At 70.7% G+C, this 26,239-nt stretch carries 32 protein-coding genes; 25 read left to right on the forward strand and 7 right to left on the reverse strand.

The features are described from left to right. Positions 1-33 precede the first annotated feature (33 nt). Positions 34-453, reverse strand: a complete 420-nt coding sequence (locus tag AB0D44_RS22595) for an SSI family serine proteinase inhibitor (protein WP_362593881.1) — start codon at positions 451-453, stop codon at positions 34-36. A 401-nt stretch (positions 454-854) separates the two neighbouring features. Beyond that, positions 855-1,079 carry an EF-hand domain-containing protein gene (locus tag AB0D44_RS22600; RefSeq protein WP_362593884.1) on the reverse strand — a complete coding sequence of 75 codons (225 nt, stop codon included), beginning with the start codon at positions 1,077-1,079 and terminating at the stop codon, positions 855-857. Between the two features lie 176 nt (positions 1,080-1,255). On the opposite strand from AB0D44_RS22600, the gene AB0D44_RS22605 reads away from it, so the two are divergent. Further along, positions 1,256-2,401 (forward strand): LLM class flavin-dependent oxidoreductase, encoded by a 1,146-nt coding sequence (locus AB0D44_RS22605; protein ID WP_362593886.1) that lies wholly within the window; start codon positions 1,256-1,258, stop codon positions 2,399-2,401. Between the two features lie 180 nt (positions 2,402-2,581). Here AB0D44_RS22605 and AB0D44_RS22610 read toward each other — a convergent pair whose 3' ends face one another. Then, the gene (locus AB0D44_RS22610; RefSeq protein WP_362593887.1) at positions 2,582-2,989 is read right to left on the reverse strand and encodes an ATP-binding protein; all 408 of its coding nucleotides are present in this window, start codon (positions 2,987-2,989) and stop codon (positions 2,582-2,584) included. A 289-nt stretch (positions 2,990-3,278) separates the two neighbouring features. Here AB0D44_RS22610 and AB0D44_RS22615 point away from each other — a divergent pair, with 289 nt between their 5' ends. The 18 genes from AB0D44_RS22615 (at position 3,279) to AB0D44_RS22700 (ending at position 14,528) form a co-directional block, all read left to right on the forward strand. Further along, a complete protein-coding gene (locus AB0D44_RS22615) occupies positions 3,279-3,623 on the forward strand; it encodes an STAS domain-containing protein (RefSeq protein WP_362593888.1) in 345 nt (114 codons plus the stop codon). Continuing rightward, complete coding sequence (locus AB0D44_RS22620) at positions 3,623-4,306, forward strand: response regulator transcription factor (protein WP_362593890.1); 684 nt, start codon at positions 3,623-3,625, stop codon at positions 4,304-4,306. The genes AB0D44_RS22615 and AB0D44_RS22620 overlap by 1 nt, the downstream gene beginning before the upstream one ends. Then, the gene (locus AB0D44_RS22625; protein ID WP_362593892.1) at positions 4,303-5,445 is read left to right on the forward strand and encodes a PAS domain-containing sensor histidine kinase; all 1,143 of its coding nucleotides are present in this window, start codon (positions 4,303-4,305) and stop codon (positions 5,443-5,445) included. The genes AB0D44_RS22620 and AB0D44_RS22625 overlap by 4 nt, the downstream gene beginning before the upstream one ends. A gap of 41 nt (positions 5,446-5,486) precedes the next feature. Continuing rightward, positions 5,487-5,870: a response regulator transcription factor gene (locus AB0D44_RS22630; RefSeq protein WP_362593894.1), complete on the forward strand. Its 384-nt coding sequence runs from the start codon at positions 5,487-5,489 to the stop codon at positions 5,868-5,870. A 220-nt stretch (positions 5,871-6,090) separates the two neighbouring features. Next, positions 6,091-6,831 (forward strand): class I SAM-dependent methyltransferase, encoded by a 741-nt coding sequence (locus tag AB0D44_RS22635; RefSeq protein ID WP_362593896.1) that lies wholly within the window; start codon positions 6,091-6,093, stop codon positions 6,829-6,831. A 497-nt stretch (positions 6,832-7,328) separates the two neighbouring features. Beyond that, positions 7,329-7,754, forward strand: coding sequence for a Rieske (2Fe-2S) protein (locus AB0D44_RS22640; protein ID WP_362593898.1), 426 nt, complete (start codon positions 7,329-7,331; stop codon positions 7,752-7,754). A gap of 46 nt (positions 7,755-7,800) precedes the next feature. Beyond that, positions 7,801-8,523, forward strand: coding sequence for a peptidylprolyl isomerase (locus AB0D44_RS22645; RefSeq protein WP_362593900.1), 723 nt, complete (start codon positions 7,801-7,803; stop codon positions 8,521-8,523). 538 nt (positions 8,524-9,061) lie between these two features. Continuing rightward, entirely contained in the window at positions 9,062-9,325 is a 264-nt protein-coding gene (locus AB0D44_RS22650) for a GlsB/YeaQ/YmgE family stress response membrane protein (protein ID WP_362593902.1), read from the forward strand. Positions 9,326-9,487: 162 nt separating this feature from the next. Further along, the gene (gvpO, locus tag AB0D44_RS22655) at positions 9,488-9,799 is read left to right on the forward strand and encodes a gas vesicle protein GvpO (RefSeq protein WP_362593904.1); all 312 of its coding nucleotides are present in this window, start codon (positions 9,488-9,490) and stop codon (positions 9,797-9,799) included. Positions 9,800-9,845: 46 nt separating this feature from the next. Further along, positions 9,846-10,277 (forward strand): gas vesicle structural protein GvpA, encoded by a 432-nt coding sequence (locus AB0D44_RS22660; RefSeq protein ID WP_362593906.1) that lies wholly within the window; start codon positions 9,846-9,848, stop codon positions 10,275-10,277. Next, a complete protein-coding gene (locus AB0D44_RS22665; RefSeq protein ID WP_362593908.1) occupies positions 10,274-10,993 on the forward strand; it encodes a GvpL/GvpF family gas vesicle protein in 720 nt (239 codons plus the stop codon). The genes AB0D44_RS22660 and AB0D44_RS22665 overlap by 4 nt, the downstream gene beginning before the upstream one ends. Positions 10,994-10,998: 5 nt before the next feature. Beyond that, positions 10,999-11,235, forward strand: coding sequence for a gas vesicle protein GvpG (locus AB0D44_RS22670; RefSeq protein WP_362593910.1), 237 nt, complete (start codon positions 10,999-11,001; stop codon positions 11,233-11,235). After that, entirely contained in the window at positions 11,232-11,837 is a 606-nt protein-coding gene (locus AB0D44_RS22675; RefSeq protein WP_362593912.1) for a DNA primase, read from the forward strand. Before AB0D44_RS22670 ends, AB0D44_RS22675 begins: the two co-directional genes overlap by 4 nt. Further along, positions 11,830-12,939 (forward strand): SRPBCC family protein, encoded by a 1,110-nt coding sequence (locus tag AB0D44_RS22680; protein ID WP_362593915.1) that lies wholly within the window; start codon positions 11,830-11,832, stop codon positions 12,937-12,939. Before AB0D44_RS22675 ends, AB0D44_RS22680 begins: the two co-directional genes overlap by 8 nt. Beyond that, positions 12,936-13,277, forward strand: a complete 342-nt coding sequence (gene gvpJ / locus AB0D44_RS22685; protein ID WP_362593918.1) for a gas vesicle protein GvpJ — start codon at positions 12,936-12,938, stop codon at positions 13,275-13,277. Before AB0D44_RS22680 ends, gvpJ begins: the two co-directional genes overlap by 4 nt. Beyond that, positions 13,274-14,077 carry a GvpL/GvpF family gas vesicle protein gene (locus tag AB0D44_RS22690; protein WP_362593921.1) on the forward strand — a complete coding sequence of 268 codons (804 nt, stop codon included), beginning with the start codon at positions 13,274-13,276 and terminating at the stop codon, positions 14,075-14,077. The genes gvpJ and AB0D44_RS22690 overlap by 4 nt, the downstream gene beginning before the upstream one ends. Beyond that, positions 14,077-14,259 (forward strand): gas vesicle protein, encoded by a 183-nt coding sequence (locus tag AB0D44_RS22695; protein WP_362593981.1) that lies wholly within the window; start codon positions 14,077-14,079, stop codon positions 14,257-14,259. The genes AB0D44_RS22690 and AB0D44_RS22695 overlap by 1 nt, the downstream gene beginning before the upstream one ends. Beyond that, a complete protein-coding gene (locus tag AB0D44_RS22700; RefSeq protein WP_362593924.1) occupies positions 14,256-14,528 on the forward strand; it encodes a gas vesicle protein K in 273 nt (90 codons plus the stop codon). Before AB0D44_RS22695 ends, AB0D44_RS22700 begins: the two co-directional genes overlap by 4 nt. Before the next feature lie 614 nt (positions 14,529-15,142). Here AB0D44_RS22700 and AB0D44_RS22705 read toward each other — a convergent pair. After that, a complete protein-coding gene (locus tag AB0D44_RS22705; RefSeq protein WP_362593927.1) occupies positions 15,143-15,532 on the reverse strand; it encodes a hypothetical protein in 390 nt (129 codons plus the stop codon). A gap of 209 nt (positions 15,533-15,741) precedes the next feature. Here AB0D44_RS22705 and AB0D44_RS22710 point away from each other — a divergent pair, with 209 nt between their 5' ends. Then, on the forward strand, positions 15,742-15,972 hold the full coding sequence (locus AB0D44_RS22710; RefSeq protein ID WP_362593930.1) for a DUF6480 family protein: 231 nt from the start codon (positions 15,742-15,744) through the stop codon (positions 15,970-15,972). 105 nt (positions 15,973-16,077) lie between these two features. Continuing rightward, positions 16,078-16,938, forward strand: coding sequence for a hypothetical protein (locus AB0D44_RS22715; protein ID WP_362593933.1), 861 nt, complete (start codon positions 16,078-16,080; stop codon positions 16,936-16,938). 84 nt (positions 16,939-17,022) lie between these two features. Here the strand turns inward: AB0D44_RS22715 and AB0D44_RS22720 are convergent, their stop codons facing one another. Then, positions 17,023-21,186 carry a trypsin-like peptidase domain-containing protein gene (locus AB0D44_RS22720; protein WP_362593936.1) on the reverse strand — a complete coding sequence of 1,388 codons (4,164 nt, stop codon included), beginning with the start codon at positions 21,184-21,186 and terminating at the stop codon, positions 17,023-17,025. Positions 21,187-21,190: 4 nt separating this feature from the next. Then, entirely contained in the window at positions 21,191-21,541 is a 351-nt protein-coding gene (locus AB0D44_RS22725; protein ID WP_362593939.1) for a CU044_2847 family protein, read from the reverse strand. 439 nt (positions 21,542-21,980) lie between these two features. Here AB0D44_RS22725 and AB0D44_RS22730 point away from each other — a divergent pair, with 439 nt between their 5' ends. Then, positions 21,981-23,135, forward strand: coding sequence for an oxygenase MpaB family protein (locus tag AB0D44_RS22730; RefSeq protein WP_362593942.1), 1,155 nt, complete (start codon positions 21,981-21,983; stop codon positions 23,133-23,135). A 269-nt stretch (positions 23,136-23,404) separates the two neighbouring features. On the opposite strand, the gene AB0D44_RS22735 is transcribed toward AB0D44_RS22730, so the two are convergent. Then, the gene (locus tag AB0D44_RS22735; protein ID WP_362593945.1) at positions 23,405-23,896 is read right to left on the reverse strand and encodes a hypothetical protein; all 492 of its coding nucleotides are present in this window, start codon (positions 23,894-23,896) and stop codon (positions 23,405-23,407) included. Positions 23,897-24,043: 147 nt separating this feature from the next. Between AB0D44_RS22735 and AB0D44_RS22740 the strand changes: the two genes are divergently transcribed. The 3 genes from AB0D44_RS22740 (at position 24,044) to AB0D44_RS22750 (ending at position 25,951) form a co-directional block, all read left to right on the forward strand. Continuing rightward, entirely contained in the window at positions 24,044-25,015 is a 972-nt protein-coding gene (locus tag AB0D44_RS22740; RefSeq protein ID WP_362593948.1) for a GlxA family transcriptional regulator, read from the forward strand. A gap of 85 nt (positions 25,016-25,100) precedes the next feature. Then, on the forward strand, positions 25,101-25,379 hold the full coding sequence (locus AB0D44_RS22745) for a GlsB/YeaQ/YmgE family stress response membrane protein (protein WP_362593951.1): 279 nt from the start codon (positions 25,101-25,103) through the stop codon (positions 25,377-25,379). A 221-nt stretch (positions 25,380-25,600) separates the two neighbouring features. Then, positions 25,601-25,951, forward strand: a complete 351-nt coding sequence (locus tag AB0D44_RS22750; RefSeq protein ID WP_362593954.1) for a PRC-barrel domain containing protein — start codon at positions 25,601-25,603, stop codon at positions 25,949-25,951. Positions 25,952-26,239 lie beyond the last annotated feature (288 nt).

Raw genomic sequence — 26,239 nt, forward strand, 5'->3', positions numbered from 1 at the left:
GGGCGGGGGCGGACGCAGGGGAGGGGTGGGCGGTCAGAACGCGAAGACGGCGTTGCCGTTGAAGGTCGCGGCCATGGTGCACGTGTTGGAGAAGGTGTGCTTCCAGGAGATGCGGTTGCCCTGCCAGACGCCGTCTGCCGTGACGGTGACGGGGTCGTAGTGCATCGGGCAGGCACGGTTCGAGTCAGGGGCGTCCAGGAGCGTGTCGAGGGTGCCGGCGGTGGCGGCGAGGGCCGTACACGCGGCCTTGGGGTCGGGGTGCGTTCCCTGGGCGGTCGGCGCGCAGCTGAGGGTGGACGCCCGTACGACGGTGGCTGCGTCCTCGCCCTGGGCGACGGTCAGGACCACGGCGGAGGGGGCGTACAGGCTGGCGGGCTGTGCCTCTGCGAGGCCGACGGTACCGGCCAGTGCCAGGAGGGCGGCGGAGGAGACAACAGCGATGCGGTGACGCACGACGAATCAACCTTTCAAATCGAAGGTGAAACGCAGCAGTTGGCTGCGTTCTATCGACTGGACACCATCGAGTTTGTCGGGTGTGAAGGGTGCCCGCACATCGATCACCGATTTACAGACATCTCGTTCGAATCTTGGCGACCGAACGGTCATTCGGCCAGCTCAAGCGGGGCGCGGGGCCGGTGCGAGCGGGCGCAGAGGGGCGGATGTGTGCGCCGGGGCGGCCGCAGGGGCGCCGCTGACCTGCTGTCGGCCGCGCGCGGTTCATCGAACGGCCATCCAGGCTGACCGGATAGTGCCGGTTCCTCCTGAGGGGGCGGGGCCCAAGTCGGCCTTCCGGATGGGGCTCTGGCGGGCCGCGGCGGGAGGTTCGCCGTTCATGTGAGACCGCATGGAGTGGGTCACAGCTCTTTCAGGCAGTCTTCGAATTCCGGGAGGGTGACCAGGCCGTCGCCGTCGACGTCCGCCGTGCGGAACAGGTGCAGGAGCGCTTCGTCGCCGAGGTGCCGCCCGGTGAGCCGGGCCATCGCATCGCTGAACTCGTGTACGTCGAGCATCCAGTCGTCGTCCGTGTCGAAGGCCCCGAACACCGCTCGGACCTCCGGCCGCCCCTCGGTGTCAGTCATGCGGTCGCCCCCTGTCGCCACTCAGCGCCGTAGGTAAGGCGACTGCCCGCCGCCCACGGGGGCAAACGGCGTGCGCACCGTGCCCCCGCGGAGCTGCCGCCCCTGCGGAATGCCTGCCGCGAGCTCCGTGTTCCCCGGGTATAGTTGAATTATGAACAACCCAGGGAAGGGGAGCCATGCAGTTCGGGATCTTCACCGTCGGTGACGTCACCGCCGATCCGACGACCGGACGCGCGCCCGGCGAGCACGAGCGCATCAAGGCGATGCTCGCCATCGCGCAGAAGGCCGAGGAGGTCGGTCTCGACGTCTTCGCCACCGGCGAGCACCACAACCCGCCGTTCGTCCCCTCCTCGCCGACCACGATGCTCGGCTACATCGCCGCGCGCACCGAGAAGCTGATCCTGTCCACGTCGACCACGCTGATCACCACGAACGACCCGGTGAAGATCGCCGAGGACTTCGCGATGCTCCAGCACGTCGCCGACGGCCGCGTCGACGTGATGATGGGCCGCGGCAACACCGGCCCGGTCTACCCCTGGTTCGGCAAGGACATCCGCGACGGCATCGACCTCGCCATCGAGAACTACGCGCTGCTGCGCCGCCTGTGGGACGAGGACGTCGTCACCTGGAAGGGCAAGTTCCGCACACCGCTGCAGTCCTTCACCTCGACCCCGCGCCCGCTGGACGGTGTCGCGCCCTTCGTGTGGCACGGTTCCATCCGATCGCCGGAGATCGCCGAGCAGGCCGCGTACTACGGCGACGGCTTCTTCCACAACAACATCTTCTGGCCGGCCTCCCACACCAAGCAGATGGTGAGCCTGTACCGGCAGCGCTACGCCCACTACGGGCACGGCACCCCCGAGCAGGCCATCGTCGGCCTCGGCGGCCAGGTGTTCATGCGCAGGAACTCGCAGGATGCGGTTCGTGAGTTCCGCCCGTACTTCGACAACGCGCCGGTCTACGGCCACGGCCCGTCCTTGGAGGACTTCACCTCCCAGACCCCGTTGACCGTCGGCTCGCCGCAGCAGGTCATCGAGCGGACCCTGTCCTTCCGGGATTACGCCGGCGACTACCAGCGGCAGCTGTTCCTGATGGACCACGCGGGCCTGCCGTTGAAGACCGTCCTGGAACAGCTCGACCTGCTCGGCGAGGAGGTCGTGCCGGTGCTGCGCAAGGAGTTCGCCGGCCTGCGCCCGGCCGGGGTGCCCGACGCACCGACGCACTCGGCCCGCGTGGCGTCTGCCCAGGAGGCTTCGAGGGCTCAGGAGGCTCCGAGTGCTCCGAGTGCTCCGAAGGCTTCGAAGGGGGAGATGCAGGCGTGAAGCCCGTCGTCCTATAGGCGGGGTTGAGTTCGCCTGCCGACCGCCGACTGCCGACTGCCGACTGCCGACTGCCGACTGCCGACCGCCGTCCACGCGGCCTCCGAGGACTGGGGCGATGAGGGGCTCGTGCAACGGATCGCCCGTGTGGGCGCGGTACTGGCCAGGCCGGCCGTCCCGGGGCTACCAGCCCAGCTCCGCGTGGACGGCCTTGCCGCCGGGGCAGGGGACGACGCGCACGCGGCGTGCGAGGGTCCGGATGATGTTCCACCCGCGTCCGCCGGTCAGGTCGGGGGTCCGGGGGTGCGGGAGGCGGGAGCTGGTGTCCCGCACCGTGATCTCGATCCCGCCGGGAACCGGGCCGAGTTCCAGGGTGAAGGGCCCCGGAGCGTGCCGGACGGCGTTGGTCACCAGCTCGGAGACGACCAGCAGGACGTCATCGTGAAAGGTGCGGTCGGCGGGTTGCGCGTGGTGGCGCAGGAAAGCGACGGCGGCTTCCCGCGCCTCGGCGATGCAGCCGGGTGCGCCGTCGAAGCCGACGCGCGCCTCCGCCTGACGCGCGTCACGCGGAACGGCCGACGGGAGCTCCATCCCCACGTCCCTTCCCCTGAGTGCCTCACCGCTCGGGGCGCCCGTCGCTGCCCGGGAGCCCGTAGTGCTGTAGGGGCGCTGCCCATCGGCGTGTCCCCTCACAGCAGGGTACCCAGCCCGTTCGAAACCTTCACGGGTTCGCGCCCCTGCTCTCGGCCGCTTTTGCGCCTAACCGCCCCTCGTGGTGGCGACCCATCAGGAGAACGGCTTCTTTTCTAGTGCAGATTCACTACTCTTGACTGGTGCCCATTACCCAGGCTGGGGGCTGCCGCATGAGAGAAGACGCAACGTGACCGGCCCGGTGTTCCAGGTCAGCACCGCACTCGCCGCCGACGCGGCCGGTCTGCGGCTCGTCGGCGCGTTGGACCTGGACGGTACCGCGCAGCTGCGCGCCGCCCTCGCCGACTGTTTCGCGCGACGGCCCGACCGTGTCGTGCTCGACCTCCGGGGCCTGCGGTTCTGTGATTGCGCGGGCCTCAACGTGCTGATGGAGGCCAAGGCCACAGCGGATAGGATCGGCACCGAGCTCCAGGTGGAGGGCGCCCGCACGCAGGTGGCCCGGCTGTTCGCCCTCACTGGCGTCCGCGACCTGTTCGCCGGCGGCGTGCCGCGTCTACCACCGAGGACCGTGTGATGCCTTCCACACCGCAGACCACACCGGACACCGTGCCGTGCACCGGCGGAGGGCGCATCACCATCCTGCTCGTCGAGGACCACGACATGGTGGCCGAGGCGATCCGGATCGCCCTGGACCGCACCGACGACCTGGAAGTGGTCGGCCGTTGCCTGTCCGTGAAGGACGCGCTGGCCGACGCGGCCCGGCTGCGCCCCGCCGTGGTGGTGCTGGACCGGCGACTGCCCGACGGCGACGGCATCGCCGCCATCACCGCTCTCAAGGCCGCCGCACCCGGCACCCGGGTACTGGTACTGACCGGTGAAGGGACTCCTGCGATGGCCGCCGACGTCGCCGAGGCCGGTGGCTCGGGACTCATCCTCAAGGTCGGCAACCTGGATGAACTGCAGGACGGCGTACGCCTGGTGGCGGCCGGTGAGGTGGCCTTCAGCAAGGGCTTGCTCGACGGAGCGCTGGACCGGCTGGCCGGCCGGACCGTCGGCCTGGGTACCACCCTCACCCCGCGCGAGCGCGAGACGCTCTGCCTGCTCGGCGACGGCCTGGGCGCAGCAGACATCAGCCGTCGGCTCGGCGTCGCCCTCAACACCGCCAGGAACCACGTCCAGCGGGTGCTGGAGAAGCTCGGCGCCCGCTCCCAGCTGGAAGCGGTCGCCGTGGCCCGCCGTGAAGGCCTGCTGCGATGACCGACCACAGCCGCGCCGAACAAGGCGGCACCCTCGCCCCGACCGAGACGGCGTTCACCCTGCTGGTCACGAGCGTCCTCGACTACGGCATCTTCATGCTCGATCCAGGAGGCCACGTCTCCAGTTGGAACGCCGGCGCAGAGCGGATCAAGGGCTACGCCGCCGCGGACATCATCGGCAAACACTTCTCGGTCTTCTACCCGCCCGAGGACATCGCAGCCCGCAAGCCCCACATGGAGCTCGAGACGGCCATCATCGACGGCCGGCTGGAGGACGAGGGCTGGCGCATCCGCAAGGACGGATCCCGTTTCTGGGCCAACGTGGTGATCACCCCCCTCTTCGACAAGACCGGCGAACTGCGCGGCTTCGGCAAGGTCACGCGGGACATGACCGAGCGCCGCGCCGCCGAACAGGCGCTCACCGAACGCCGCCGCCTGTTCGCCCACCTGGTACAGGCGCAGGAGCTGGAGCGCCGCCGCATCGCCTGGGACGTCCACGACGACTCCATCCAGGCCATGGTCGCGGTCGGCATGCGGTTGCAGCTCCTCGCCGACCAGGCCGGCGAGCCCTTCGCGAAGGAACTCACCCTGCTCGACGCGACGGTGCGCGAGGCGGTGGGCCGCCTGCGCAATCTCACGTTCCGGCTCCAGCCGCCCGGCATCGACCGGCACGGCCTGGTCGAGTCGCTGTCCCAGCACCTCAACGACGTGGTGGCCGGCAGCTGGGGCCTGGAGCCGTCCCTGGAACAGGATCTGGAGAAGGAGCCGGCCCCCGAGACCGCCATCACCATCTTCCGCATCGTGCAGGAGGCGCTGCTGAACGTGCGCAAGCATGCCCGGGCGCGCACCGTACGGGTCAGCGTCACCACCGAGAACCAGGGCCTGCGGGTCCAAGTGGCCGACGACGGGACCGGCAACGCGGCGGCCGCCCCCAGGTTGCAGGAGCACTTCGGGCTGATCGAGATGCGGGAGCGAGCCGAGACCGCCGGCGGCTGGTGGACCATGCGCACCGAGCCCGGCACCGGAACGACCGTGGAGTTCTGGGTACCCGACCTGCCCACCGGCGAACTGGACGAACCGCTGCCCGGTGCACGCGCCAGAAGTTTCGACTCCCTGGCGACCCCTCAGGAACCATTGTGATCCCGCCCGCCCCAACCGCCCCGCCCGGGGGACCCGTGCGGGTGCTGATCTGCGACGACAACAACATGCTGCGCGCGGCGCTGGCAGAGGTCGTCGGAGCCCAGTGCGACCTCGCCCTGGTCGGCAGCGCGGCCAACGCCGACGAGGCGATCCGACTCGCCACCGCCCAGCGGCCGCACGTCGTGGTGCTCGACGTACGCTTCCCCGGCGGCGGCCCGTACACCGCCGCGGAGCTCCTCCGTACCGTCCCCGGCGTCCGCATCCTGGCGTTCTCCGCCTACGGCGACCAGGGCCCGCGCACGGAGATGGCCGAGGTCGGCGTCGCGGCCTACCTCGTCAAGGGCATCGCCAACGCCCGGCTGCTGGCCGAGATCCGGGCCCTGGGGGCCGAAGCCCTCGCGGCCACGGGAGGAGTCGGTGCGTGACAGCCGCCCGAGCCGACCGTGAGGCACGTCGGCGGAGTTGAGCAACGGCACGTAACGGACGGCTTGTTGCCCCGTTCCCTTTGGACTCACCTCGGCGATGCCCCCGGCATCTTCGTATCTTCCACCAGTACGAAGTCGCGTGGATCAGGGGAGAGACTTCCCGCCGAGGGCCGCGGCTCATTCTGAGAGCCGACGCCACAAATCGAGGGGGAACACCACGATGAGTGGTCAGCTGTACGACGGCATCGGTGAAGCATTCGAAGGCTTCAAGACCCTGCCCATCATTCGTTACGCCGAGGTACCGGGCTTCCTCGCCCTGGTCGGCGACGTCACCGGCAAGTCCGTACTCGACATCGCCTGCGGCACCGGCTTCTACAGCCGCGAGTTCAAGCGCCGCGGTGCGGCGCACGTCTTCGGGTTCGACATCTCCAGCGCCATGATCGACGCGGCCAACGCCCGCGAGCAGGCCGAGCCCCTCGGCATCGCCTACGAAGTCGGGGACACGGCCACCCTGCGCACCTTCGAGAAGCCCTTCGACATCGCCGTGGCCGTGCAGGCGTTCAACTACGCCAGCGACGTCGCCGAGATCGAGCGGATGATGCACAACATCCGGCGCAGCCTCGTCGACGGCGGTGAGTTCTTCCTGTTCGGGCAGAATCCGGGCTTCGACTTCGACGGGCCGTCGCTGGCCAAGTACGGCTTCCTGTGCGAGCCGACCGGCAAGGACAACGAGATCGGCCGGGGCACGCGGATCACGGCCCTGCTCGACCCGCCCGTCTCCTTCGAGGCCACCACGCCGTCGAAGGAGACGTACGAGCAGACGCTGACGGCGGCCGGATTCACCGGCATCGAGTGGATTCCGCTGGACGTGTCGGATGCCGGCGTGGAGGAGTTCGGCGAGGAGTTCTGGGCGGACTACGCGGGGAACCGACCGCTGATCATGATCCGCTGTACCGTCTGACCGAGCACCTGCGCGGCGAGCCCGGCCCCTTGAGGGGCCGGGCTCGTTCGTCGACGGCTCCGTCACGCCGGGAGCCTCGGCGGCGGTGGGCCGGATCCGTGGAACCCACCGGAGCGGCGTCCGGCACCCTTCCGTCCGGCACGGGCCGGACGCCGCCGGCCGAGGCCGGGGTCAGCGCCTGCCGCGAAGGCGGCTGAGCATTCCGCGGGCCTGTTCCCGCTTGCGCGGGTCGGAAGCAGCACGCCGCACCGCAGCGACCGTCCGCTGCCCCTGCGGACTGCGGCTGAACTGCTTGATCTTTGCGAGGAGTCCGGACATAAGCCCTCCCGGTGTAGCCCATCGTGACGCTACGTCGTGTGCCCCGGGGCCCCCTCTCGAAACCGGGGACGGGCGGCCTTGCTCTGGACGGGTGAGGGTGTCCGTGCGGTTGCGCCCGAGCTGCTAAGGATGGGGCTCCTGGTGCTCACGCGCAGCACCCGCAACCGGGGAGTCGCAGGGTGGAAGCTTCACGTCGGGTCGTCCTGAACAGTGCCGCCGCGGCCGGGCTCGCGATGGCAGCGTCCGCAGGCGTCGGCAGCCGCGGCGCCGAGGCCGCGACGAGGGACGACGGTCGCGCAGGGCCCGCCGAGGAGAGGGGCGCACCGCTGGCGGGGACCAAGGACATCCCGATCGGCGGCGGGGTGATCTTCAGCCGGCAGAACGTCGTGGTGACCCAGCCCGCTGAAGGAACCTTCAAGGCGTTCAGCTCGATCTGCACGCACCAGGGCTGCACTCTTTCGAGTGTTTCGGGCGGCACAGCCCGCTGTCCCTGTCACGGCAGCGCCTTCCGCGTGACCGACGGCTCGGTGGCACGGGGGCCCGCGCCGTCACCTCTGGCGCCGAGGACCATCCGCATTACCGGCGGACAGATCTACCTCGTCTGACCCGCTCCTGCTCGACCCCCCTGCACCCTCCTGCGAACGGACCCTCATGCTCCCCCTCGCTCCGCGCGCGGCGGCCGGCGCCGCGCTCACTGCCGGACTCCTCGCCCTCGCCTACGGGCCGTACACGCCCGCACCCGTCGCCCGGGCAGCCACGCCCGCCGCCGTCCCCGCGTCCACGGCCGCGCCGGGGGAGTGCCTCTACCTGGACGACACGGCGCAGGGGGCCAAGGCCGTGGGCAAGCCGCCTGCCGAGCCCCCGTACAGGAGCACGGTGACGGCGACGCTCACGACCAACCTGGGCGACATCAGGCTCTCGTTGGACGGGAGGAGGGCGCCCTGCACGGTCGGCTCCTTCACCTACCTCGCGGGCAAGGACTTCTTCGACAAGACGGCCTGCCACCGCCTGACCACCGGCGCGCTGAAGGTCCTGCAGTGCGGTGACCCCACGGCCAGCGGGTCGGGCGGGCCGGCCTACAAGTACGCGGACGAGAACCTCCCGAAAGCCGCTTCCGGCAAGCAGACCGCCGAGTACTCCAAAGGCACCCTCGCCATGGCCAACGCGGGACCGGGCACCAACGGGAGCCAGTTCTTCCTGGTGTACGGCGACAGCGAGCTGCCCCCGAACTACACCGTCTTCGGCGAGGTCGTGGCCGGCATGGACGTGCTGGAAGAAGTCGCGAAAGCAGGCTCGGACAACGCCAACGGAGAGGGTGACGGCGCCCCCAGGAAGAAGGTCACCCTCCGGGACGTGACGATCGAGGAGAAGTAGAGGGGTGCCAGCCGTTTGGGATCCCGGAATGTAAAGAGAACTGGCTGCCGCCCTGGAGGAACTCATCGAGCTCCCCCCTGGCGGCGGCTCCCTACCGGCGCCGACACGCCCCCTGGTGGATAGAGGTCCGGGCCGAGGGCACATGAGCCTGCATGCACGGACACCACAGGCGCCCCGTCACTACTCGGTTCGACCCGGCTCCCACGACGCCGCCACCGACTGACGGGCCAGTCGGCGCCGATCTCTCGCTCCGCGCCCGGCTCCGCGCCCGGCTCCGCGCCCAGCTCCGCGCCCGGCTGACCCACTGGGCGCCGGCCCCCCGGGCGCGCCGCGCCCCGCGCGCCCCTGGCGCACCTGCGTTTCTGCCACCCCGGGATCGCCCGGCGCAGCGCGCAGAACCCGTGCACCGCCCGCCGGCGGTGGCAGCACACGCCCCGTCCGGTCGCCTCTGACGCCCCCTGTCGCCATGCACATCAGCGGTCGCCCGAACCGGTGCCGGCCGGGACCTGAGGACGATCCGAAGAGCGGAGGTCTCGTCGTGGAGATTTCAGGTGTTGTCAGCGCCCTGGTCATAGGCGCCCTCATCGGCGTCCTGGGCCGGTTGGCGGTGCCGGGAAGACAGCACATCGGCGTCCTGTGGACGCTGACCGTGGGGATCGCGGCCGCGCTGCTCGGGACCCTCGTCGCGCGGGGCAGCGGCCTGGCGGACACCCGCGGGGTCGACTGGGCGGAGTGCTTGACCCAGATCGCACTGGCTGCGACGGGCGTGTGGGCCCTCTCCCGCGTCAAGGGGTTCCGCTGAAAGCCCCGCAGGGCGCCCGTCGTTGCCGTGGGCAGCAGACCTGGGTGAAACCGCCCGCGGACATGCCCGGTCCGCATCTGACTCACAGTGACACATCGGCTGCCTCTGGATCTCGGACGGTTTGAGGCCGGGGGAGTCGGTCATACGCGGCAGGAGGAAGTCATGGCCAACACATCTGACAACGGCACACAGAAGAAGGCGGGCGAAGGGAAGCCGCCGCGCCCGGCCGAGGTGATCCTCGCGGCGATGCAGCAGCTGTCCCAGCTGCTGGGCCTGCCGGCCGAGGCGGTGAGTTCGTGCGAACGCGCCGACGACGGCACCTGGAAGCTCTCGGTCGAGATCGTCGAACTGCCCCGCGTCCCCGACACGATGACGCTGCTGGCCTCGTACGACGTCGAGGTCGACGGCGACGGCGAACTCATCGGCTACCGCCGTGTCCGCCGCTACGAAAGGGGCCGTGCAGACCGTCGCTGAAGGCGGCTCTTGCGTCCCGGCCCCCGAGAGAAAGGGAAACGGAACAATGACTGTCGTTCCCGCCCAGCCCGCACCCACCACTTCCGGCGGTGGCTCCAGCGGCCTGTACGACGTACTGGAACTCATCCTGGACCGCGGTCTGGTCATCGACGCGTTCGTCCGCGTCTCCCTGGTCGGCATCGAGATCCTCAAGATCGACATACGGGTCGTCGTGGCCAGCGTGGACACCTACCTGCGGTTCGCGGAGGCGTGCAACCGCCTGGACCTGGAAGCCGGACCGCGCAAGAGCCCCGGTCTGCCCGACCTCGTGGGCGAGATGACCGAATCCGGCGCACGCGGCAAGACCAAGGGCGCCCTCAGCGGCGCCGCCCAGACCATCTCCGACGCTTTCAACCAGGCCCGCGAGGAGAGCTCGGAGGAGAAGACCGAGAGCCGGCCGCGTCGGCGCACCGCTACCCGCCGGGAGGAAAAGGAATGAGCACCTACGTCTACGGCATCGCCCGCGCCTCGCAGGAGCTGCCCGACACCATCGACGGCATAGGCGAGCCGCCGCTGCCGGTCCGCACCGTACGGGCAGGGCAGCTGGTGGCCCTGGTCAGCGACGCCCCCGCGGAGCTGAAGGCGAAGCGCCGCGATCTCCTGGCCCACCAGCGCGTGGTGATCCAGGCGCAGGCGGGCGGCCCCGTCCTCCCGATGCGCTTCGGCGGTGTCTCGCCCGACGACGACACGGTCGGCGCGATCCTCAGCGAGCACCACGACGCGTACATGGAACGCCTGGAGGCCTTGGCGGGCAGGGACGAGTACAACGTCAAGGCCAACCACCAGGAGGAAGCCGTCCTGTTCGCCGTGCTCGCCGCCGACCCCCAGCTCCGCGCCCGCCACCAGGCCCTGCGTGCGGCGGGTGGCGGCGACCACGACGAGAAGCTGCTGTTCGGTGAACTCGTCGCCCGCGCCGTCTCCGAACGCGAGCGCACGGACGCCGTACTGATCGAGCAGACCCTCGCGCCCCACGCCGAAGGGGTGCGCCGAGGGCCCGAGAGCGCCGGCTGGCTGGCCAACCTTTCGTTCCTGGTCGACCGCGACCGGCGCGAGGACTTCCTCGCCGCCGTCCGCGCGCTGCACGAGCAGTACGAGCACCTTCAGGTCCAGGCAACCGGTCCGCTGCCGCCCTACAGCTTCGCCGACGCGGGCTGAGCGCCATGGGCCTGCTGAAAGAGGTACTGCTGCTGCCGGCCGCGCCGGTTCGGGGGACCGCGTGGGTCCTGCGCCAGGTCGTCGCGGAGGCGGAGCGGCAGTACTACGACCCCGCCGTCGTCCAGCGCGAACTCACCCAGCTGGTTGCCGCGTTCGAGGCAGGGGACATGGACGAGTCCGAGTTCGACCGCCGGGAGGACGAGCTCCTGGCCCGACTGGAAAACAGGTTGCGACCGCGATGAACAACCGCATGGCAATGGGACTGGCCGTGAGTGCCGGCTACGTACTGGGCCGCACGAAGAAGGCCAAGCTGGCCTTCGGCCTGACCACCCTGGTGCTCGGCCGCAAGCTCGCCCCGAACGCAGCGTCCGTCGCGTCCTTCATCGGCAGCCGCCTGGGGGACCACCCCCAGGTGAAGGAGATACGCGAGCAGATGCGCACGGACCTGCGCGGTGTGGGTTCGGCGGCCGTGAGCGCCCTGGTCGACCGCCGGCTGGAGGCGGTCGCCGACCGCCTGCACGACCGCACGCTGGACGTGCAGGACCGCCTCACGGCCCTCACCGGGAAGGGCGATGACAAGGTCCGGAAGACCGGTGGGGCCGGTGAGGCCGAGGGCCTCGACGACGAGGAGGCCGACGACGGTGAGGACGAGGGCGGCGACGGGACCGCGCGCAAGCGGCCGGCGCGCAAGCAGGCCGCCGGCCGGACCGGCACCCGCCGCACCGGCTCCACGAGGGCCAAGAGCTCTGCGGGGGCGAGCGCCAAGAGCAGCGGCAAGCCGCCCGCCCGGCGCACTGCCAAGCGGTCCGCCGGCCGCGGCCAGGGTGGCGACGGCGATGCCTGAGACCGCCCTGGCACGACTCAAGGACAGCCCCGCCGCCGAACGGGCCATGGAGGAGCTGGAGCGCTACGTCATGGCGCAGGCCGAACGGATCCTGGTGGCTGCCGGGCGGACCATGGGCCGCTCCACCGCCCACCTGAACGCCATCGCCGACGGCAGCAGCCCCGGCTTTCGGGCCCTGGCCCTCGAAGGCGCCCGCCGGATCCGCAAGGGCCGCGGCCCCCTCCGGGCGGTCGTCGGAGCCGGCGCCGAACAGGCCAAGGACAAGGCCGCGCACGCCCTGCGCGACCGACTGGCCGGGCGGGGCGCACAGCCCGGCCGCGGCAAGCCCCTCGTCATCCTGGAATCGGTGGACGTGGGCGTGCCGGTCAAGGACGCCTACGACCAGTGGATCCGCTACCGCCACTTCCCCGAGTTCGCGCGCGCGGTCACCAGCGCCGAAGAGCGGGACGGCGGTGACGAGACCACCGGCGACGGGAACGCCGAGGCTGCGTGGTCCCGCCGCAACCGCACGGTCCACGTCATCGATCAGGTCCCCGAGGAGCGCATCGTCTGGCACTCCGAGGGCGACGAGGGCACCCTCCGCGGCGCGGTCACGTTCCACGAACTGGCGGTCGACCTCACCCGCGTCCTGCTGGTCATCCAATACCACCCCCGGGGCCTGAGGCAGAAGACCGCCACCCTCTGGCGCGCCCAGAGCCGGAGGGTCCGCCGGGACCTGAAGGACTACGCCCGCTTCCTCACCCTCGAGGACGGCCACCCCGACGGCCGGCGCGGCGAGGTCCACGACGGGGAACGCGTCGATTCACCCGAGGAGCCCGACGAGATCGACGCGGGGGACACGACCGACCTCTACGACGACGAGGCCGACCCCGGTGATGCGGACGACCGGGAGTACGAGGAGGGCTACGAGGCCGAGCTCGACGGCGAGGAGGCGGACGACGGCTACGAGGACGAGTACGAGGACGAGTACGAGGACGCCGCTCCCGACCCCGACCCCGACTCCGACGACGAACAGGCGGAACGGGACGAGGCCTTCGAGCCCGAGGACGAGCGGGAAACCGCCCCGCCCCGCGGCCGCCGCGCAAGCCGGCGGTCCGCATGACCACGCCCTCCGGACTGCCCCGGCCCTACGACGACCATTCCAGTGCCAACCTCGCCGACATCCTCGAACGGGTCCTCGACAAAGGCGTGGTCATCGCCGGTGACATCCGCATCAACCTCCTCGACATCGAACTGCTCACCATCAAGCTCCGCCTGGTGGTCGCATCGGTCGATCGCGCCAAGGAGATGGGGATCGACTGGTGGGAACAGGACCCCGCCCTCTCCTCCAAGGCCCGGCACCGCGAACTGGGCCGCGAGAACGACGAACTGGGCCGCGAGAACGACGAACTGCGCCGACGCCTCGCAGAGCTGGAAGCACGCCAGGAGGAACGCCCGTGAGCGACGAACTGCTCTACGTCTACACGGTGCTGCGCACCGAGTCCCCGCCGTCCCCGCCCCTCGACCTCGACGTCCCGGCCGCTCTGGGCACGGGCCTGGAACTCGTCGCCCACGAGGGGCTCACGGCGGTCGTCGAGCCCGTCGACGCGGCCGACTTCGACGAGCAGCCGCTCCGGGCCCGCCTGGAGGATCTGGACTGGCTCGCCGGCGTGGCCCGGGCCCACCACGGGGTGGTCGCACGCGTCGGCAGCCGGACCACCACCGTGCCCCTCCGGCTGGCCACCATCTGCCGGGGGCGGGACGGGGTCCGGCGGATGCTGGCGGAGGCCCGAACGACCCTCGGCGAGGCGCTGGAACGGGTGGCGAACGCGGAAGAGTGGGGCGTCAAGCTCTATGCCCACGCCGCACCCGCCGACCCCGCACCCGCCGAGCCCCGCGCAGCGTCCTCCGCCGGCGCCCCTTCGGGCCGGGACTACCTGCGCCGGCGCATCAGCGACCGACGGGCACAGGCCGATCGCACCGGCCAGGCCCAGCGCGCCGCCGAAGCCCTCCACGAGCGACTCTCCCACCAGGCGGCCGGTGCGGTGCTCCACCCGCCCCAACAGCAGCAGCTCTCCAAGGCACCGGGCACCAACGTCCTCAACGCCGCCTACCTCGTTCCCACCGCGGACCGGCAGACCTTCCTCGACGGCGTCCCGACCGAGGACGACCTGCCGGCCGGCGTCCGGATCGAGCTCACCGGGCCCTGGGTGCCGTACTCCTTCACCCAAACCGCCGGCGTGGCAGCGGAGCCCTCGTGATCGCAGACCAGGACGTCGCCCTCGTCGACCTCCTCGACCGCCTCCTGGCGGGCGGGGTGGTGCTCGCGGGCGACATCACCCTGCGGATCGCCGGCATCGACCTCGTGCGCATCGACCTCAAAGCGCTGATCAGCTCGGTGAACGACACCGTCCCCCCACCCTGGAAGCAGGGAGCCCCATGAGTCGCCCGCAGAGGCTCGACCTCGACCCCGACACCGTCGAACGCGACCTCGCCTGCCTCGTCCTGACCGTCATCGAACTCCTGCGCCAGCTCATGGAGCGTCAAGCCCTGCGCCGCGTCGAGGGCGGCGGACTCACCGAGGAACAAGAGGAGCGCCTCGGCCTCACCTTGATGCTCCTTGAAGACCGCATGGACCTCCTGCGAACCCGCTTCGGCTTGCAGCCCGAGGACCTGAACATCGACCTGGGTCCCTTGGGAAAGCTCCTGTGAAGGGGGGTTTACCGCACGGGGTTGCGGTCACACGCGGTACATGACTGAATCGGAGAAGACCAGCAACGCACGTTCCACTTCGCGTAGTTCCTCCAACGGGACCAAGACCCGTGACCGGGCGGCCAGCGCGGCCCGGGAGGGAACCAAGGCGGCTTCCACCGCGGCGAGCGGTACCTCCGGCGCCCTCAGCGCCCTGTCGGCACCGCTGGCGGAGAAGACGGCGGCCGCTGCGAAGACCGTCCGGGGGACCCTTGGCCGAGTCGGGTGGATCTGGACCGCAGTCAGGGCCCGCAAGGCGGTCACGGCCGGCGCGGCGACCACCACCGCGGCCGTCGTGACCACCGCCTACACGCTCGGCCGCCGGGCCGGCCTGCGACAGCGGGGCCCCCTGTCCAGGCTCACCGGAGGCCGCCTCTGAAGGCAGGCGTGGCGGGATGACCGTCAGGTGCCGGGAGGCACGGCTGCCTCGTCGCGGACCGGGCCGTTCGACCACCAGCCGGACCGCGGCCTCCCGGGCCGCGGTCGCTGGTCATGGCCTGCCCGCGTAGCGACAGAGCGCATCCATGCTGTGACGGGGCGTCACTGGGACCTGTCGGGACCCCCGGCCAGTGCTCTCATCCCGTCCTGCCGCCCGTCCGGTGGATGCGATTCCTCCACCGGGTGAAGAGCTCGCCGGGTGTGCGGGCAGGGGGAGTGCGTTCGGCGGGCCACTTTTCCCGCCCCACGAGCGGAACGCTCGGCATGAGGTAGCGCATGCCCTGCGTCTCCAGCGCGCACAGGGGGACGCCGCCTTGGCCATCGGGCTGGCCCACGCGGATGAGGAAGGGCGTCGGGGGATCGGTGGGGGTCTCGCCTTGCAGGAGCGTGGCCGCGGAGCGGGGTACGCGGACGCAGGCGACGGTTTTCCCGTTGACCAGGACCTCGGCGCGGCGGTGGCCGACGTCGTACAGGACGGTGATCGAGTGCCCGTCCTGATCCAGGTGATATCGGTAGTGGGCCGCCACACCAGCCTCCAGGGACGTTCCTGTCCTCAGCGTAGAGCGTTGACCCCGGCCGGTCGTGTGTTCGAGGACGGAGCCGGGGTAGGGGCTTGTCGACGGGCTGAAAAGACGAAGCCAGAGGCACGCCGCGGCACGCACGATGCCGACCGGTCGCACGGGTATGGATCGTCCTGTCGCGGAGTGCCAGACCGTCGAGCTGAGGACTGAGAACCATGAGCGTCTCCAATCCCGACCCGGACCCGCGCAACACACCTGGTCTCGACGCCGGCGGCGCAGTGCCACCGGGCGAGACCCCGCCCGCCGAGTCGAGCACGGCCTCGGGCGCCGGCCCGCACCGGCCCCTGAAGCGGGGCTGGGCCAAGGGCCCGATCATCGTGATCGTGCTGCTGGCCGTGGCCATCGCGCTCTTCTTCCTCGTGTACGCCATCGTGCTCAACATCTGACGGCCTCACCGCCTGACGGCCTGCGGAACCGCGTCAGGGATCGACCGACCATGCGGAGCCGGACCACCTTGAGGTGGTCCGGCATACGGCTGCAACGATTCCCTCATGGATCTTCCAGGAATCTCTTCGGCTGCCGCAGTGGGTGTTGCGCTGCTCGCGATACCCGTGAACGTGCTCGTCGTGCGCTGGCAGGTGCGCGCGGCGATGAAGGCGGCCGATTCAACCCTCAGGGCCGGCCTCGCACAGGCCGACGGCGCATACCGGTCGGCCATCGAGCAGAGCCGGGCCGCGCACGAGCAGTGGAGGCGGGGCATCCGCGAGGACACGTGGTCCGCGTATCTCCTGGCGACGGCGCGGTACGGGGACGCAGCAGCCGGCCTTTACGAGGCGAGCGAGGACCAGGTCCCCGTGTACGAGGAGAAGCTCGATGCCGCTGCCGCCGCCTTCGAGGAGGCACTTCTCCGGGTCGAGCTCGGAGGCCCAATGCCGATCATTGAACTGGCCCACGGTCTCACCGAGGAGATGAGGACGCTCGTCGACCTCCGGACCTCTCTCGCGCCGCGGAACCGCGCCTGGCAGGCGTTCCTCGGGCTGCTCTCGGCGGAGGCAACGGGGGAAGAGCCCGGCGCCGCGCGCATCGGGGAGGCCTTCGAGGCGATGGAGGCGCTCCGGTTGCAGGTCCGCCAGCCCCAGGAGTGGACGCGCGTGACCCCGCCCGAGGCGGAGATCACGCTGTTGGTCGACGCGAACGGCGATGCGTTGATGGACGCCGTCGCCCGGGTGGAAGAGGCCTTGCGAGCCACCCCAGGCCTCACGGACGCACACCGCCGAGAGCTCTTGGCCATGGCAGAGGAGGACAATGCGCTCCTTACGGACAGCTACTTCGGCGAGTTGATCGAGCGCGTCGCCACCGCTCGTGCGGCCTTCCTTGCCGCGGCCCGTGAGTACCTGGGGGATGACCACTGACGGTGGAATCGATCGGGGCGACTAACCGCACCCGTGGGGCCCGTCGGCTGAGAGCGTGCGGCGCCGGTGGAACGGTCAGCTCGGTCAGCTCGGTCGGCACACGGGGCTCGTTGACTTTCCTGGCAGGTACGCGGTCCGTTCCTGTGGGGTGAGGTCGCGGTCGACGGTGCGGCAGATCTTCTCGGTCGCCGCGGCGGGCCTGGGCAGGGCGGTGTCCCTCAGGTGGACGGTCTTGTCGGCGCTTCCGGTGGCGAGGGTGTGGCCGTCCGGACTGAAAGCCACGGAGAAGACCGTGTCGAAGTGCTGCCCGATCAGGGTGATGCGCGCTTTCCCGGTGTCCGCGTTCCACAACCGGGCGGTGCCGTCGTCGCTGCCGGTCGCGACGGTTCGGCCATCGGGGCTGAACGCCACGGCGAGGACCGCGGCGGTGTGTCCGAGGGTGGTGCGGGTCTGCCGGGTGGCCACGTCCCACAGGCGCACCGTCTTGTCGACGCTGGCGCTCGCGAGCGTGTGGCCGTCGGGACTGAACGCCACCCGGGCGACCGAATCGTTGTGCCCGGCGAGGACGGGGCCGGGTTTTCCGGTGGCCGCGTCCCACAGGCGTATGGTCTTGTCGCCGGCGGCCGAGGCGAGAGTACGGCCGTCAGGGCTGAACGCCACGGAGAACACGGCGTCCGTGTGTCCGGCGAGCGTGGCGCGGGCTTTTCCGGTGTCCGCGTCCCAGAGGCGTGCGGTGCCGTCGGTGCTGGCGGTGGCGAGGGTGCGGCCGTCGGGACTGAACGCCACCGAGTTCACGGTGGAAGTGTGTCCGGTGAGGGTGGCTCGGGCTTTTCCGGTGTCCGCGTCCCACAGCCGTGCGGTGCCGTCGGTGCCGGCGGTGGCGAGGGTGCGGCCGTCGGGACTGAACGCCACCGAGTTCACGGAGGCAGTGTGTCCGGTGAGGGTGGCGCGCGCCGTGCCGGATGCCGCGTCCCACAGCCGCGCGGTGCCGTCGGCGCCGGCGGTGGCCAGGGCCCGGCCGTCGGGGCTGTACGTCACCGATTGCACCGTGTCGGTGTGGCCGAGCAGGGCCGTGCCGATCGCGCCTTTGGTGATGTCCCACACGCGCGCGGTCTTGTCGGCGCCGGCGGTGGCCAGCATGCGTCCGTCAGGGCTGTATGCCACCGAGTGCACCATGTCGGTGTGCCCGAGCAAAGCTGCGCTCATCGCACCCGTTGCCACGTCCCACACCTGTGTGAAGTGGTTGGCGCCCACGGTGGCGAGGGTGCGTCCGTCGGGACTGAAGGCCACCGACTGCACGGGGGAGAGGGGCTCGGTGAGTGTGCTGCGGGTCTTCCCGGTGTCTGCATTCCACAACCGCACGGGGCCGTCGATGCTGCTCGTGGCGAGGGTGTGGCCGTCCGGGCTGAAGGCAACCGAGAGGAGCTGGCGGGTGTGTCCGGTGAGTACGGTGCGGGTTCTACCGGTGTCGACGTCCCAAAGGCGGGCGGTCCTGTCACTGCTGATGGTGGCCAGGGTGTGTCCGTCGGGGCTGAACGCCAAGGCGTTCACCAGGTCGGTGTGGCCGGTGAGTTGGCTGCGGGCTTGGCCCGTTTGCGCATCCCACAGGCGTGCGGTGCCGTCGTCGCCGGCGGTGGCGAGGGTGGCTCCGTCGGGGCTGAAGGCCACCGAGTTCACTGTGGCGGTGTGGCCGTGGAGTTGGGTGCGGGCCTTGCCCGTTTTCGCATCCCACAGGCGTGCGGTGCCGTCGAGGCCGGCGGTGGCGACAGTGGCTCCGTCGGGGCTGAACGCCACCGAGAGAACCGCCTCGCTGTGTCCGGTGAGCGTGGTGCGGGTCTTGCCGGTGTCCACGTCCCACAACCGCGCGGTGCCGTCGCCGCTGCCCGTGGCGAGGGTGGCTCCGTCGGGACTGAACCCCACGGAGTAGACCGTGTCGGTGTGCCCGGCGAGGCGCCGAGGGTACGGAAGGGCGGCAGCGGATCGCAGGCTTTCGAGGGATTCCGCGGTGTGGCTCGTGCGGTACGCCTGGACGGCCAGCAAGGAGGCGAGTTCGGAGTTGGCGTCCATGAGCGTGTGGGACTGGGCGGCGAGCTGTCGCGACAAGGCTGCCTTCCGCTCGGTTTCGACCGTCCGCCACTGCCAGAGGGCTCCTGCGGCGGCGATGAGTGCGAGGACGAGCAGGGAGGCCAGGACCGCGTTGAGGCGTCGACTGCGCCGGATGCCGGCTTGCTGGTGTTCCTTGCTGGCGTTGAGGTAGGCGCTGATGTCGGCCGGCAGCCGGCGTTGCCGTGCCAAGTCGAGCCCCTGGGCGAGAGCCGTCCCGGCGAGCAGATCGCCGGTGTCCCTCCTCTCGGCCCAGCGGGCGTACCGCGTGCGGGCGTGGTCGAGCCATTCCTTGAAGCCGTGGTCTTGGCGGACCCACTCGCGCAACGTGCCCCAGTCGCGGATGAGCGCCTCGTGGACGAGTTCGGCCACCGGCTGTGCGGGAGGTGTGTCCTGGGCCGGGGAAACCTGAGGTGTGTGGGTGGTGATGATGCGGTGGCGGGTGAGGGCCGAGAGAACCGCGTCGATCCGCTCGCTGCCGTCCGGCCCGTCGCTGACGTCGGCCGCCAGTTCGCGCAGGTCGTTCAGCGGGACCCGTTCGCGAAGGGCGGGGACGTTGTGGCCGGGGTCGGCGGAGCGGACCAGGGAGGTCAGGATGCGCTGGGCGATGGGCAGACCGTCGGGTGGCAGCTGGTTGAGTGCGGATTCGCACCAGGTGGTCAGGCTGCCTGTGACGCCGCCGATGCGCCGGTACGCGTCGTGGGTGAGGTAGCCGTCGTGGCGTCGCTGCCACAGCTGGCTGAGGGCCAGTTCGAGCATGGGCAGCACGGTGACCGGGGCACGGCGGGAGGTGGTTCCCCCGGGGGTGCCGGCGAGGATGTCGGCGATGATGTGCTCGGGCAGGCCCTGCTCGACGTGGGCGCCCGCTTTCAGGGCGGGCAGCGTGATGATGTCGTGCAGGTCGTCCTGGGTGAGCGTGCTCGGTACGTTGAGCAGACCCGGCATCGCCGCTTCGAGCAGGTGGGGGGCGAGGGCGGCCTGCTGGGGATAGAAGTCATCGCGCAAGATCATGATCACGTGGAGCTCGGCGCGCGAGGTGATCGCGGCGGTGATCTGATCGATGGCGGCCAGGCGGCGCTCGTGCTGCCGGGTGGTGAAGGGGTCCGCGAGGAGCTCTTCGTACTGGTCGAGGACGAGGACGACACGCTGGTGGCCGGGTTCGGACGCCAGTCTGCGCGCCACGGCCCCGGCGATCCCGACGCTGTCAGCCCCGGGCAGCCCGGCGCGTTCGAGTTCGGCCAGCAGGTCCTGCCGGGGCCGGGTGACGACGGGCAGCCAGCGGTCGCTGTCCGGCAGCGCGCCGGCTGCCAGGGCGGGCAGGACCCCGGCTTGGACCAGCGAGGACTTGCCCGAGCCGGAGGGGCCGAGCAGCAACGTCACCCGCCTTTGCGCGGCCAGGTTGGCCAGCACCTGACGGACGGCGTCCTGGCGTCCCTCGAACCATTCGGCATGCTCCGCGGTGAACGACTCCAGTCCCCGGTAAGGGCACACGTCCTGCTCGGTCAGCTCGGGCCAGACCTCCCGCAGCACCTGGGTCGGGGTGACGTAGGCGATGTTCTGGCCCCGCTCGTGCTCGTCCGGGGCGGTGATCTCCGTCAGCATGCCGATGACCAGCCCGGTCACCTCGTCGACGACCGGTCCCCCGCTGAACCCGGTGGTGAGGTCGTTGGCCTCGGTCAGCTGCAGGTGAGCGCCCCGGCCCTCGGTGGCGGGCAGCATTCCGCCGGCCTTGCCGTACCCGAAGTGCCCGCCCGGCGGCGCCTGGAAGGGGAATCCGAACGAGCGCACCCGGTGCCCCCGGCTGCCCTCCGCCGAGCCCAGCGCCAAGGCCGTGCTGCCCGCTGGTGCATCGCTCAGGCGTACCACGGCCACGTCGACGTCCTCGGGCGCCCGCCACGCCCCGTCCAGGACGAGGCCCTCGGTCTGCCGCGCACCGTCCACGTGAGGGAAGACCAACCGGACGTGCTCACCGGGCCCGGATCCGGCGGCGACCACGACATGGGCGCACGTGACGAGGACGTGGTCGGCCACCAGGAATCCGCCGCCGGCCACCAGGCCGTCACGGCCGAGGACCTGGGCCACGCCGGCGAGCAGTACCGAGGTGCGCTCGCCGTCCGGGCCCTGACCCTTGCCGCCGGCGTTCACGGGATCACCCAGATTGCTGGGCTGCGTCGGGACGGCCGCCGGGTGCGTCCTTCTTCCACATCATGGTGACCTTCAGATGGCAGTTGGCGCTGCTCTTGGTGATCACGGCTCCGGCCTCGACGGCGAGGTCCACGCCGAACTCGACCGTGATCGCGTCGGGGCCGGCTTTGCGCAGCTGTTGGAGCGTGGCGTGCGCTGCGTCGGTGATGGGGGCCAGAGCCTCCTGGAGGGTCGCCGGCAGGTCGTGGATGGCATCGCTGACGCGGCCGGCCTTCACCGGCCCGGCCGGCGCAGCCGGAGCCTCGACCAGGAGGGAGCCCCCTTCTCCCAGCGGAATCCGAGCCAGTTGTGTCAAGGCTCCTCCTGGCGTGTGTCCTGCGGCCGTGTGCACCGGGTCGTGCAGCCTTCGCGCCCCTCTCTCAGGATGACACCGGAGCCCGTCAGCCGCTGCCTGGCGCAGGACCGTCAGCAGAGTGGGCGCACGGCAGCCGGGGTCGTCCGTGGAGGGGCGGGGCAACCCTCGGGTAGCTGCACGTGCACGGCTCTCCTTCGACGAGGGACCTCGTTCGGGAGTGGTCACAGGACGATCGTTTCCGCAGGTCAGATGTGCTGTCGCCGTCAGTCCGTTCGGGTGAGGGGAAAACGATCCCGCAGCTCCGGTGGGTTCCCACCCCCCGTGCGGACCGCAACGATCCTGACTGCCCGGCTCCGACGCCGGGCCGCCGCTCCCCGCGCCGGCCGGACGTCGTGCGCGCGGCTGCGAACTCTTGCCCACCCCCCGAAAGGACCCCCGCATGGGACTGACGACAGCCACGATCGCCGCCGAACTGGAAGCGGCCGCCAAGGTCGGTGACCCGAAGGCCGACCAACTGGTCTCCGACCTGATCGACAACAAGGAGATCGACGGGGTCAACGCCCTGTTCCGTACCATCGGAACCCTCAAGCCCGGTCAAGACCTCTCCGAACTCCCCCCGCGCCTGGCCCAGTTCCTCAAGGAGGCCGCGGCGGCGCCGCCGGACTGGTCCGAAGCCGACGTCAAGGCCGCCGAAGGGTTCTTCGCCCACCACCACGGCGAAGTCACCATGCTCCAGGGCACCGTCGGCCTCATCGGCACCTACCTCTCCCCGACCGGCGCCTTCACCCTCCGTTCCACCGGCCGCCTCGGCGGAGTCGAAGGACCCGGACGACGCCTGTCCCAGTCCTCCCGCCTCTTCCTCGACATGGGCGACAAGAACGCCATGCGCGACGGAACCCTCGCCGCGAACGTCACCAAGGTGCGCCTCGTCCATGCCTCTGTCCGCCAGCTCCACAAGAAGAGCGGCGAGTGGGACTACGCGAAGTGGGGCGAGCCCGTCTCGCAGAAGTACACCACCGGCGCCGCGTGCGTCTTCTCCACCCAGATCATCGAGGCCATGCACCACCTGGGCATCGACGTGGCCAAGGACGACGCCAAGGGCTTCATGTGCGCCTGGCACTACGTCAACCACTACCTGGGCACGCCGGAGAAGTGGCTCCTGCCCAAGGACCCCGACCTGGTCGAGGGCCTGTGGAACCATGTGCGCGACCAGGAGTGGAAGAAGACCGACGACGGCGTCTTCATGACGAAGCAGGCCGTCGACTTCTACAAGAAGTTCTACCCGCCGGGCGTCCACGACGCGTTCATCGCGATGGTCCGCCACGCGCTGACCGACAAGTACGCGGACATGGCCGGCCTGCCCAAGAGCGTCCTGGACGCGGCCGCGAAACCGATCGCGGCCGGACACGACGCGATCAGCGGCATCGGCGGCGGCCTCCTCGGCGGCGGGGCCAAGAAGGCCGTCGGCGTCAACCCGTACAAGGAGATCGTCGGCATCGCCTCCAAGGGCTTCAACGAGGTCCAGAAGTTCGCCCTCACCCACGACCAGGACAACCAGCCCCAGATGCACCAGGAACTCCACGACAACCGCTGACCGCACCCCCGACCCGGGCCACGACACCCACCCCTCGGGGCGGTCCCGAACCCCCGTGGCCCGAAGCCGATGCCCCGCCCTGTTCCTCGCCGCCGCCGGCCCGCTCGCCCCGTAACCCCACACCCGCGGCAGGCCGCCGGGGCGACCGGGGCGACCGGGGCGACCGGCGCACAGGGGCGGGTCCGGCCGCGGCCGCCTCGCCGTCCGCAGGAGGGAGGGCGGGGCTGCTTCCCTTCGGGTGGGCGACGCCGGTCACGGCAAGCCCGGGTTCAGGCCAGCAAGACGATCGTCAGTGCACCGCCCACGTCGACGACGCCGCACCATTGCGACCACCCTCGGGGGACGACCCTGCCCGTCCGGTGGTGAACGAAGTCCCAGACGCCGTGTGCCAGCCACCCGGCGGCCACCAGGCGCAGTCCGACGGTCTGGTCCGCCGCCAACGCCACCAGCGCAAGGCAGGCGAAGGCAAGGAGCGCCGCGACCTGCACCGCGAGTGTGCGGGGCCGGCCCAGCTCCTTGCGCAGGGCGCCGAAGAGCAGGTAGCACAAGGGCATCACGACGAGCAGGCCTGCCAGGAATTGCACGGGCGGCACGCCATCGACGAAGGTGACGACGACCAGGACGACGGCGAGTGCGGTGGGCCACAGGCCACCCAACCTGATCAGGAACCCGCCGCCCGGGGCCGGGGGAGCGTGATGGGGGGTTCGGTCGGGCGCCGTGCGTACGGTCCCGTCCCGTTCGTGGCGCTTGGAGTTGATCACTGTCGAGTCTCCCGAGTCAGGTAACGGTGGACTCCGGTACGCGGCGTCCTGCCATCACTGTTCCGCTCGGCGCCGAGCCTGTGCGCGTGCCGGATCGCCTGTGTCCGACCGCTTGGGGTGGCTGTCCTTCCGGCCTAGGATCGCCCCATGGCTGAGCGACTTGTGGTGGTGGTCGGCTACGAGTCGGCCGAGCTGTTGGACATCGCGTGCGTGACGACGACCTTGGCCATGGCCAATGGCATCGGCGAGCCGGACGTCCCGTACCGGGTGGTCGTGGTCGCACCGAACGGAGCCCCGATCACCTGCGGTTCAGGGCTCACCCTGAACAGCGAGCACGGCCTGGAACGGTTCGTCGGTCCCCTCGACACGCTCATCGTCTCGGGCGGTACGGGCTTCGAGCGGGCGGCGGCCGATGCGCGGCTGGTGGGTCACGTCCGCCGTCTCGCCCGCGAGAGCCGGCGGATAGCCTCCGTGTGCACCGGAGCGAGCGTGCTGGCGGCCGCCAACCTGCTCGACGGCCGCCGGGCCACGACGCACTGGCGGTTCGCCGCCCAACTGGCCGCCCGCCACCCCCGCGTCACCGTGGACGCCGCACCCATCTACGTCCGCGACGGCAACGTGTACACGGCGGCCGGGATCACCAGCGCGCTGGACCTCACCCTGGCGTTCATCGAGGAGGACCACGGCCCCGAGCTCGCCCGCCAGGTGTCCCGAGACCTGGTCACCTACCTCCAGCGGCCTGGCAACCAGGCCCAGATGAGCCTGTTCACCGCCGCCCCACCGCCCCGCAACGACATCGTCCGTGACCTCGTCCAGCACATCGCCGCCCACCCGGACCACGATCTCGGCACGCCCGCCTTGGCCGCGCGTGCGGGGGTGACGCCACGTCACCTCACGCGGCTGTTCACGGAACACCTCGGGCAGCCACCCGGCCACTACGTCCGACGGGCCCGCACCGAAGCCGCCGCCCAGCTCCTGCAGGCAACCACACTGCCAGTGGCACGGGTGGCCACCCGCTGCGGATTCGGAACGGCAGAGTCCCTGCGTCAGGCCTTCGTCAGCCGATTCGGCATCTCACCGTCCCGCTACCGCTCGACCCAAACCCGCCGACAGAAATGATCAAGAGCCCGGGACGTTTCGAAGCTGCCCAGCGGTGAAGACGGTCGTTGACACCGGCTTTATCCATCGAGGTAGGAGACGCATCATGGGCATTCTGGCCTGGATTCTCATCGGGTTGCTCGCGGGCCTCATCGCCAAGGCGCTGATGCCCGGCAAGGACCCGGGCGGCATCATCATCACGATGCTCATCGGCATCGCCGGCGGCCTGCTCGGCGGCTGGCTCGGCAAGGTCATCTTCGGTGTCGACTCCATCGACGGCTTCTTCGACCTCTCCACCTGGATCGCCGCCATCGTCGGCTCCGTCATCCTGCTCGCCGTCTACCGGCTGGTCACCGGGAACAAGCGCAACCACAGCCACGCCTGAACGACGCAGCGCCTCATGCGGAAACGGCTCCCCCTCTCCCGAGGGCGGAGCCGTTTCGCTGAGGGGATCGCGCGCCGGGGACGACTTCGTGGACGGATCCGGTATCACCCCGACCGCCCCGGCCCCGACCTCGCTTGTCCCACAGGTACCGGGGAATGAGAGCAGGCGATACCAGCCCCTGAGGCTGCTGGACAGGTTGCCGAAGACGAGGAGATCGGTCAGTGGGAAGTATGTGGACATACGGGCCGGACAGCGTCCACTCCGCCCGGCAGTCGCTCGTGGGCTTCACCGTGGAGGCCGCTGACGGTGCCATCGGGCACGTGGACCGCCAGCAGGACCAGCCGGGTATGCAGCACCTGGTGGTCGACACCGGCATGTGGGTCTTCGGCAGGAGCGTCCTGATACCGGCCGGGGCCGTGACCGCCATAGACACCGGAGCGCGGACGGTGAAGGTCGCACCGAGCCGGGAGCAGATCAAAGCCGCTCCCCGCTTCACCACGGACAGTGACACGGCGGACCACACGTACCTGTCCGCAGTCGGCGAATACTATCTATCCCTTCGGCTCCTCTGAGCCGAACCCAGCGGCCGACCTCCGGCCTCCCCCACCCGGACGGCAGGGAGGGTGAGTGGGGTTGCAGCCGCCCGAGCCCGCACCACCCGTGTGGCCCATCGCGATACAGAGGGGCACCGGATCGACGCCTGTTGCACCCGGCCGTGCGGTGTGGGCCCTGCCGGCACCCTCGCTATTCCCTCATGTGTTCGATTTGCGCGCCTGCGCGGGTTGCTCGGTGGCAGCAGCACACGGGCGGCGCGGGCGGGGGGAGGCGGGTGTCGGGGCCGAGGAGTGGGGGAGAGGTCG

It is taken from the genome of Streptomyces sp. NPDC048349, assembly GCF_040651925.1.
Lineage (GTDB): Bacteria > Actinomycetota > Actinomycetes > Streptomycetales > Streptomycetaceae > Streptomyces.

Excerpts from the sequence above, each read along its gene's own strand:
- AB0D44_RS22730 (WP_362593942.1), top strand. The coding sequence starts at position 21,981 with ATGGGACTGACGACAGCCACGATCGCCGCCGAACTGGAAGCGGCCGCC.
- gvpO (WP_362593904.1), top strand. The coding sequence starts at position 9,488 with ATGGCCAACACATCTGACAACGGCACACAGAAGAAGGCGGGCGAAGGG.
- AB0D44_RS22745 (WP_362593951.1), top strand. The coding sequence starts at position 25,101 with ATGGGCATTCTGGCCTGGATTCTCATCGGGTTGCTCGCGGGCCTCATC.
- AB0D44_RS22710 (WP_362593930.1), top strand. The coding sequence starts at position 15,742 with ATGAGCGTCTCCAATCCCGACCCGGACCCGCGCAACACACCTGGTCTC.
- AB0D44_RS22620 (WP_362593890.1), top strand. The coding sequence starts at position 3,623 with ATGCCTTCCACACCGCAGACCACACCGGACACCGTGCCGTGCACCGGC.
- AB0D44_RS22635 (WP_362593896.1), top strand. The coding sequence starts at position 6,091 with ATGAGTGGTCAGCTGTACGACGGCATCGGTGAAGCATTCGAAGGCTTC.
- AB0D44_RS22665 (WP_362593908.1), top strand. The coding sequence starts at position 10,274 with ATGAGCACCTACGTCTACGGCATCGCCCGCGCCTCGCAGGAGCTGCCC.
- AB0D44_RS22675 (WP_362593912.1), top strand. The coding sequence starts at position 11,232 with ATGAACAACCGCATGGCAATGGGACTGGCCGTGAGTGCCGGCTACGTA.
- AB0D44_RS22680 (WP_362593915.1), top strand. The coding sequence starts at position 11,830 with ATGCCTGAGACCGCCCTGGCACGACTCAAGGACAGCCCCGCCGCCGAA.
- AB0D44_RS22600 (WP_362593884.1), bottom strand. The coding sequence starts at position 1,079 with ATGACTGACACCGAGGGGCGGCCGGAGGTCCGAGCGGTGTTCGGGGCC.
- gvpJ (WP_362593918.1), top strand. The coding sequence starts at position 12,936 with ATGACCACGCCCTCCGGACTGCCCCGGCCCTACGACGACCATTCCAGT.
- AB0D44_RS22670 (WP_362593910.1), top strand. The coding sequence starts at position 10,999 with ATGGGCCTGCTGAAAGAGGTACTGCTGCTGCCGGCCGCGCCGGTTCGG.
- AB0D44_RS22715 (WP_362593933.1), top strand. The coding sequence starts at position 16,078 with ATGGATCTTCCAGGAATCTCTTCGGCTGCCGCAGTGGGTGTTGCGCTG.
- AB0D44_RS22605 (WP_362593886.1), top strand. The coding sequence starts at position 1,256 with ATGCAGTTCGGGATCTTCACCGTCGGTGACGTCACCGCCGATCCGACG.
- AB0D44_RS22740 (WP_362593948.1), top strand. The coding sequence starts at position 24,044 with ATGGCTGAGCGACTTGTGGTGGTGGTCGGCTACGAGTCGGCCGAGCTG.
- AB0D44_RS22610 (WP_362593887.1), bottom strand. The coding sequence starts at position 2,989 with ATGGAGCTCCCGTCGGCCGTTCCGCGTGACGCGCGTCAGGCGGAGGCG.
- AB0D44_RS22700 (WP_362593924.1), top strand. The coding sequence starts at position 14,256 with ATGAGTCGCCCGCAGAGGCTCGACCTCGACCCCGACACCGTCGAACGC.
- AB0D44_RS22625 (WP_362593892.1), top strand. The coding sequence starts at position 4,303 with ATGACCGACCACAGCCGCGCCGAACAAGGCGGCACCCTCGCCCCGACC.
- AB0D44_RS22645 (WP_362593900.1), top strand. The coding sequence starts at position 7,801 with ATGCTCCCCCTCGCTCCGCGCGCGGCGGCCGGCGCCGCGCTCACTGCC.
- AB0D44_RS22660 (WP_362593906.1), top strand. The coding sequence starts at position 9,846 with ATGACTGTCGTTCCCGCCCAGCCCGCACCCACCACTTCCGGCGGTGGC.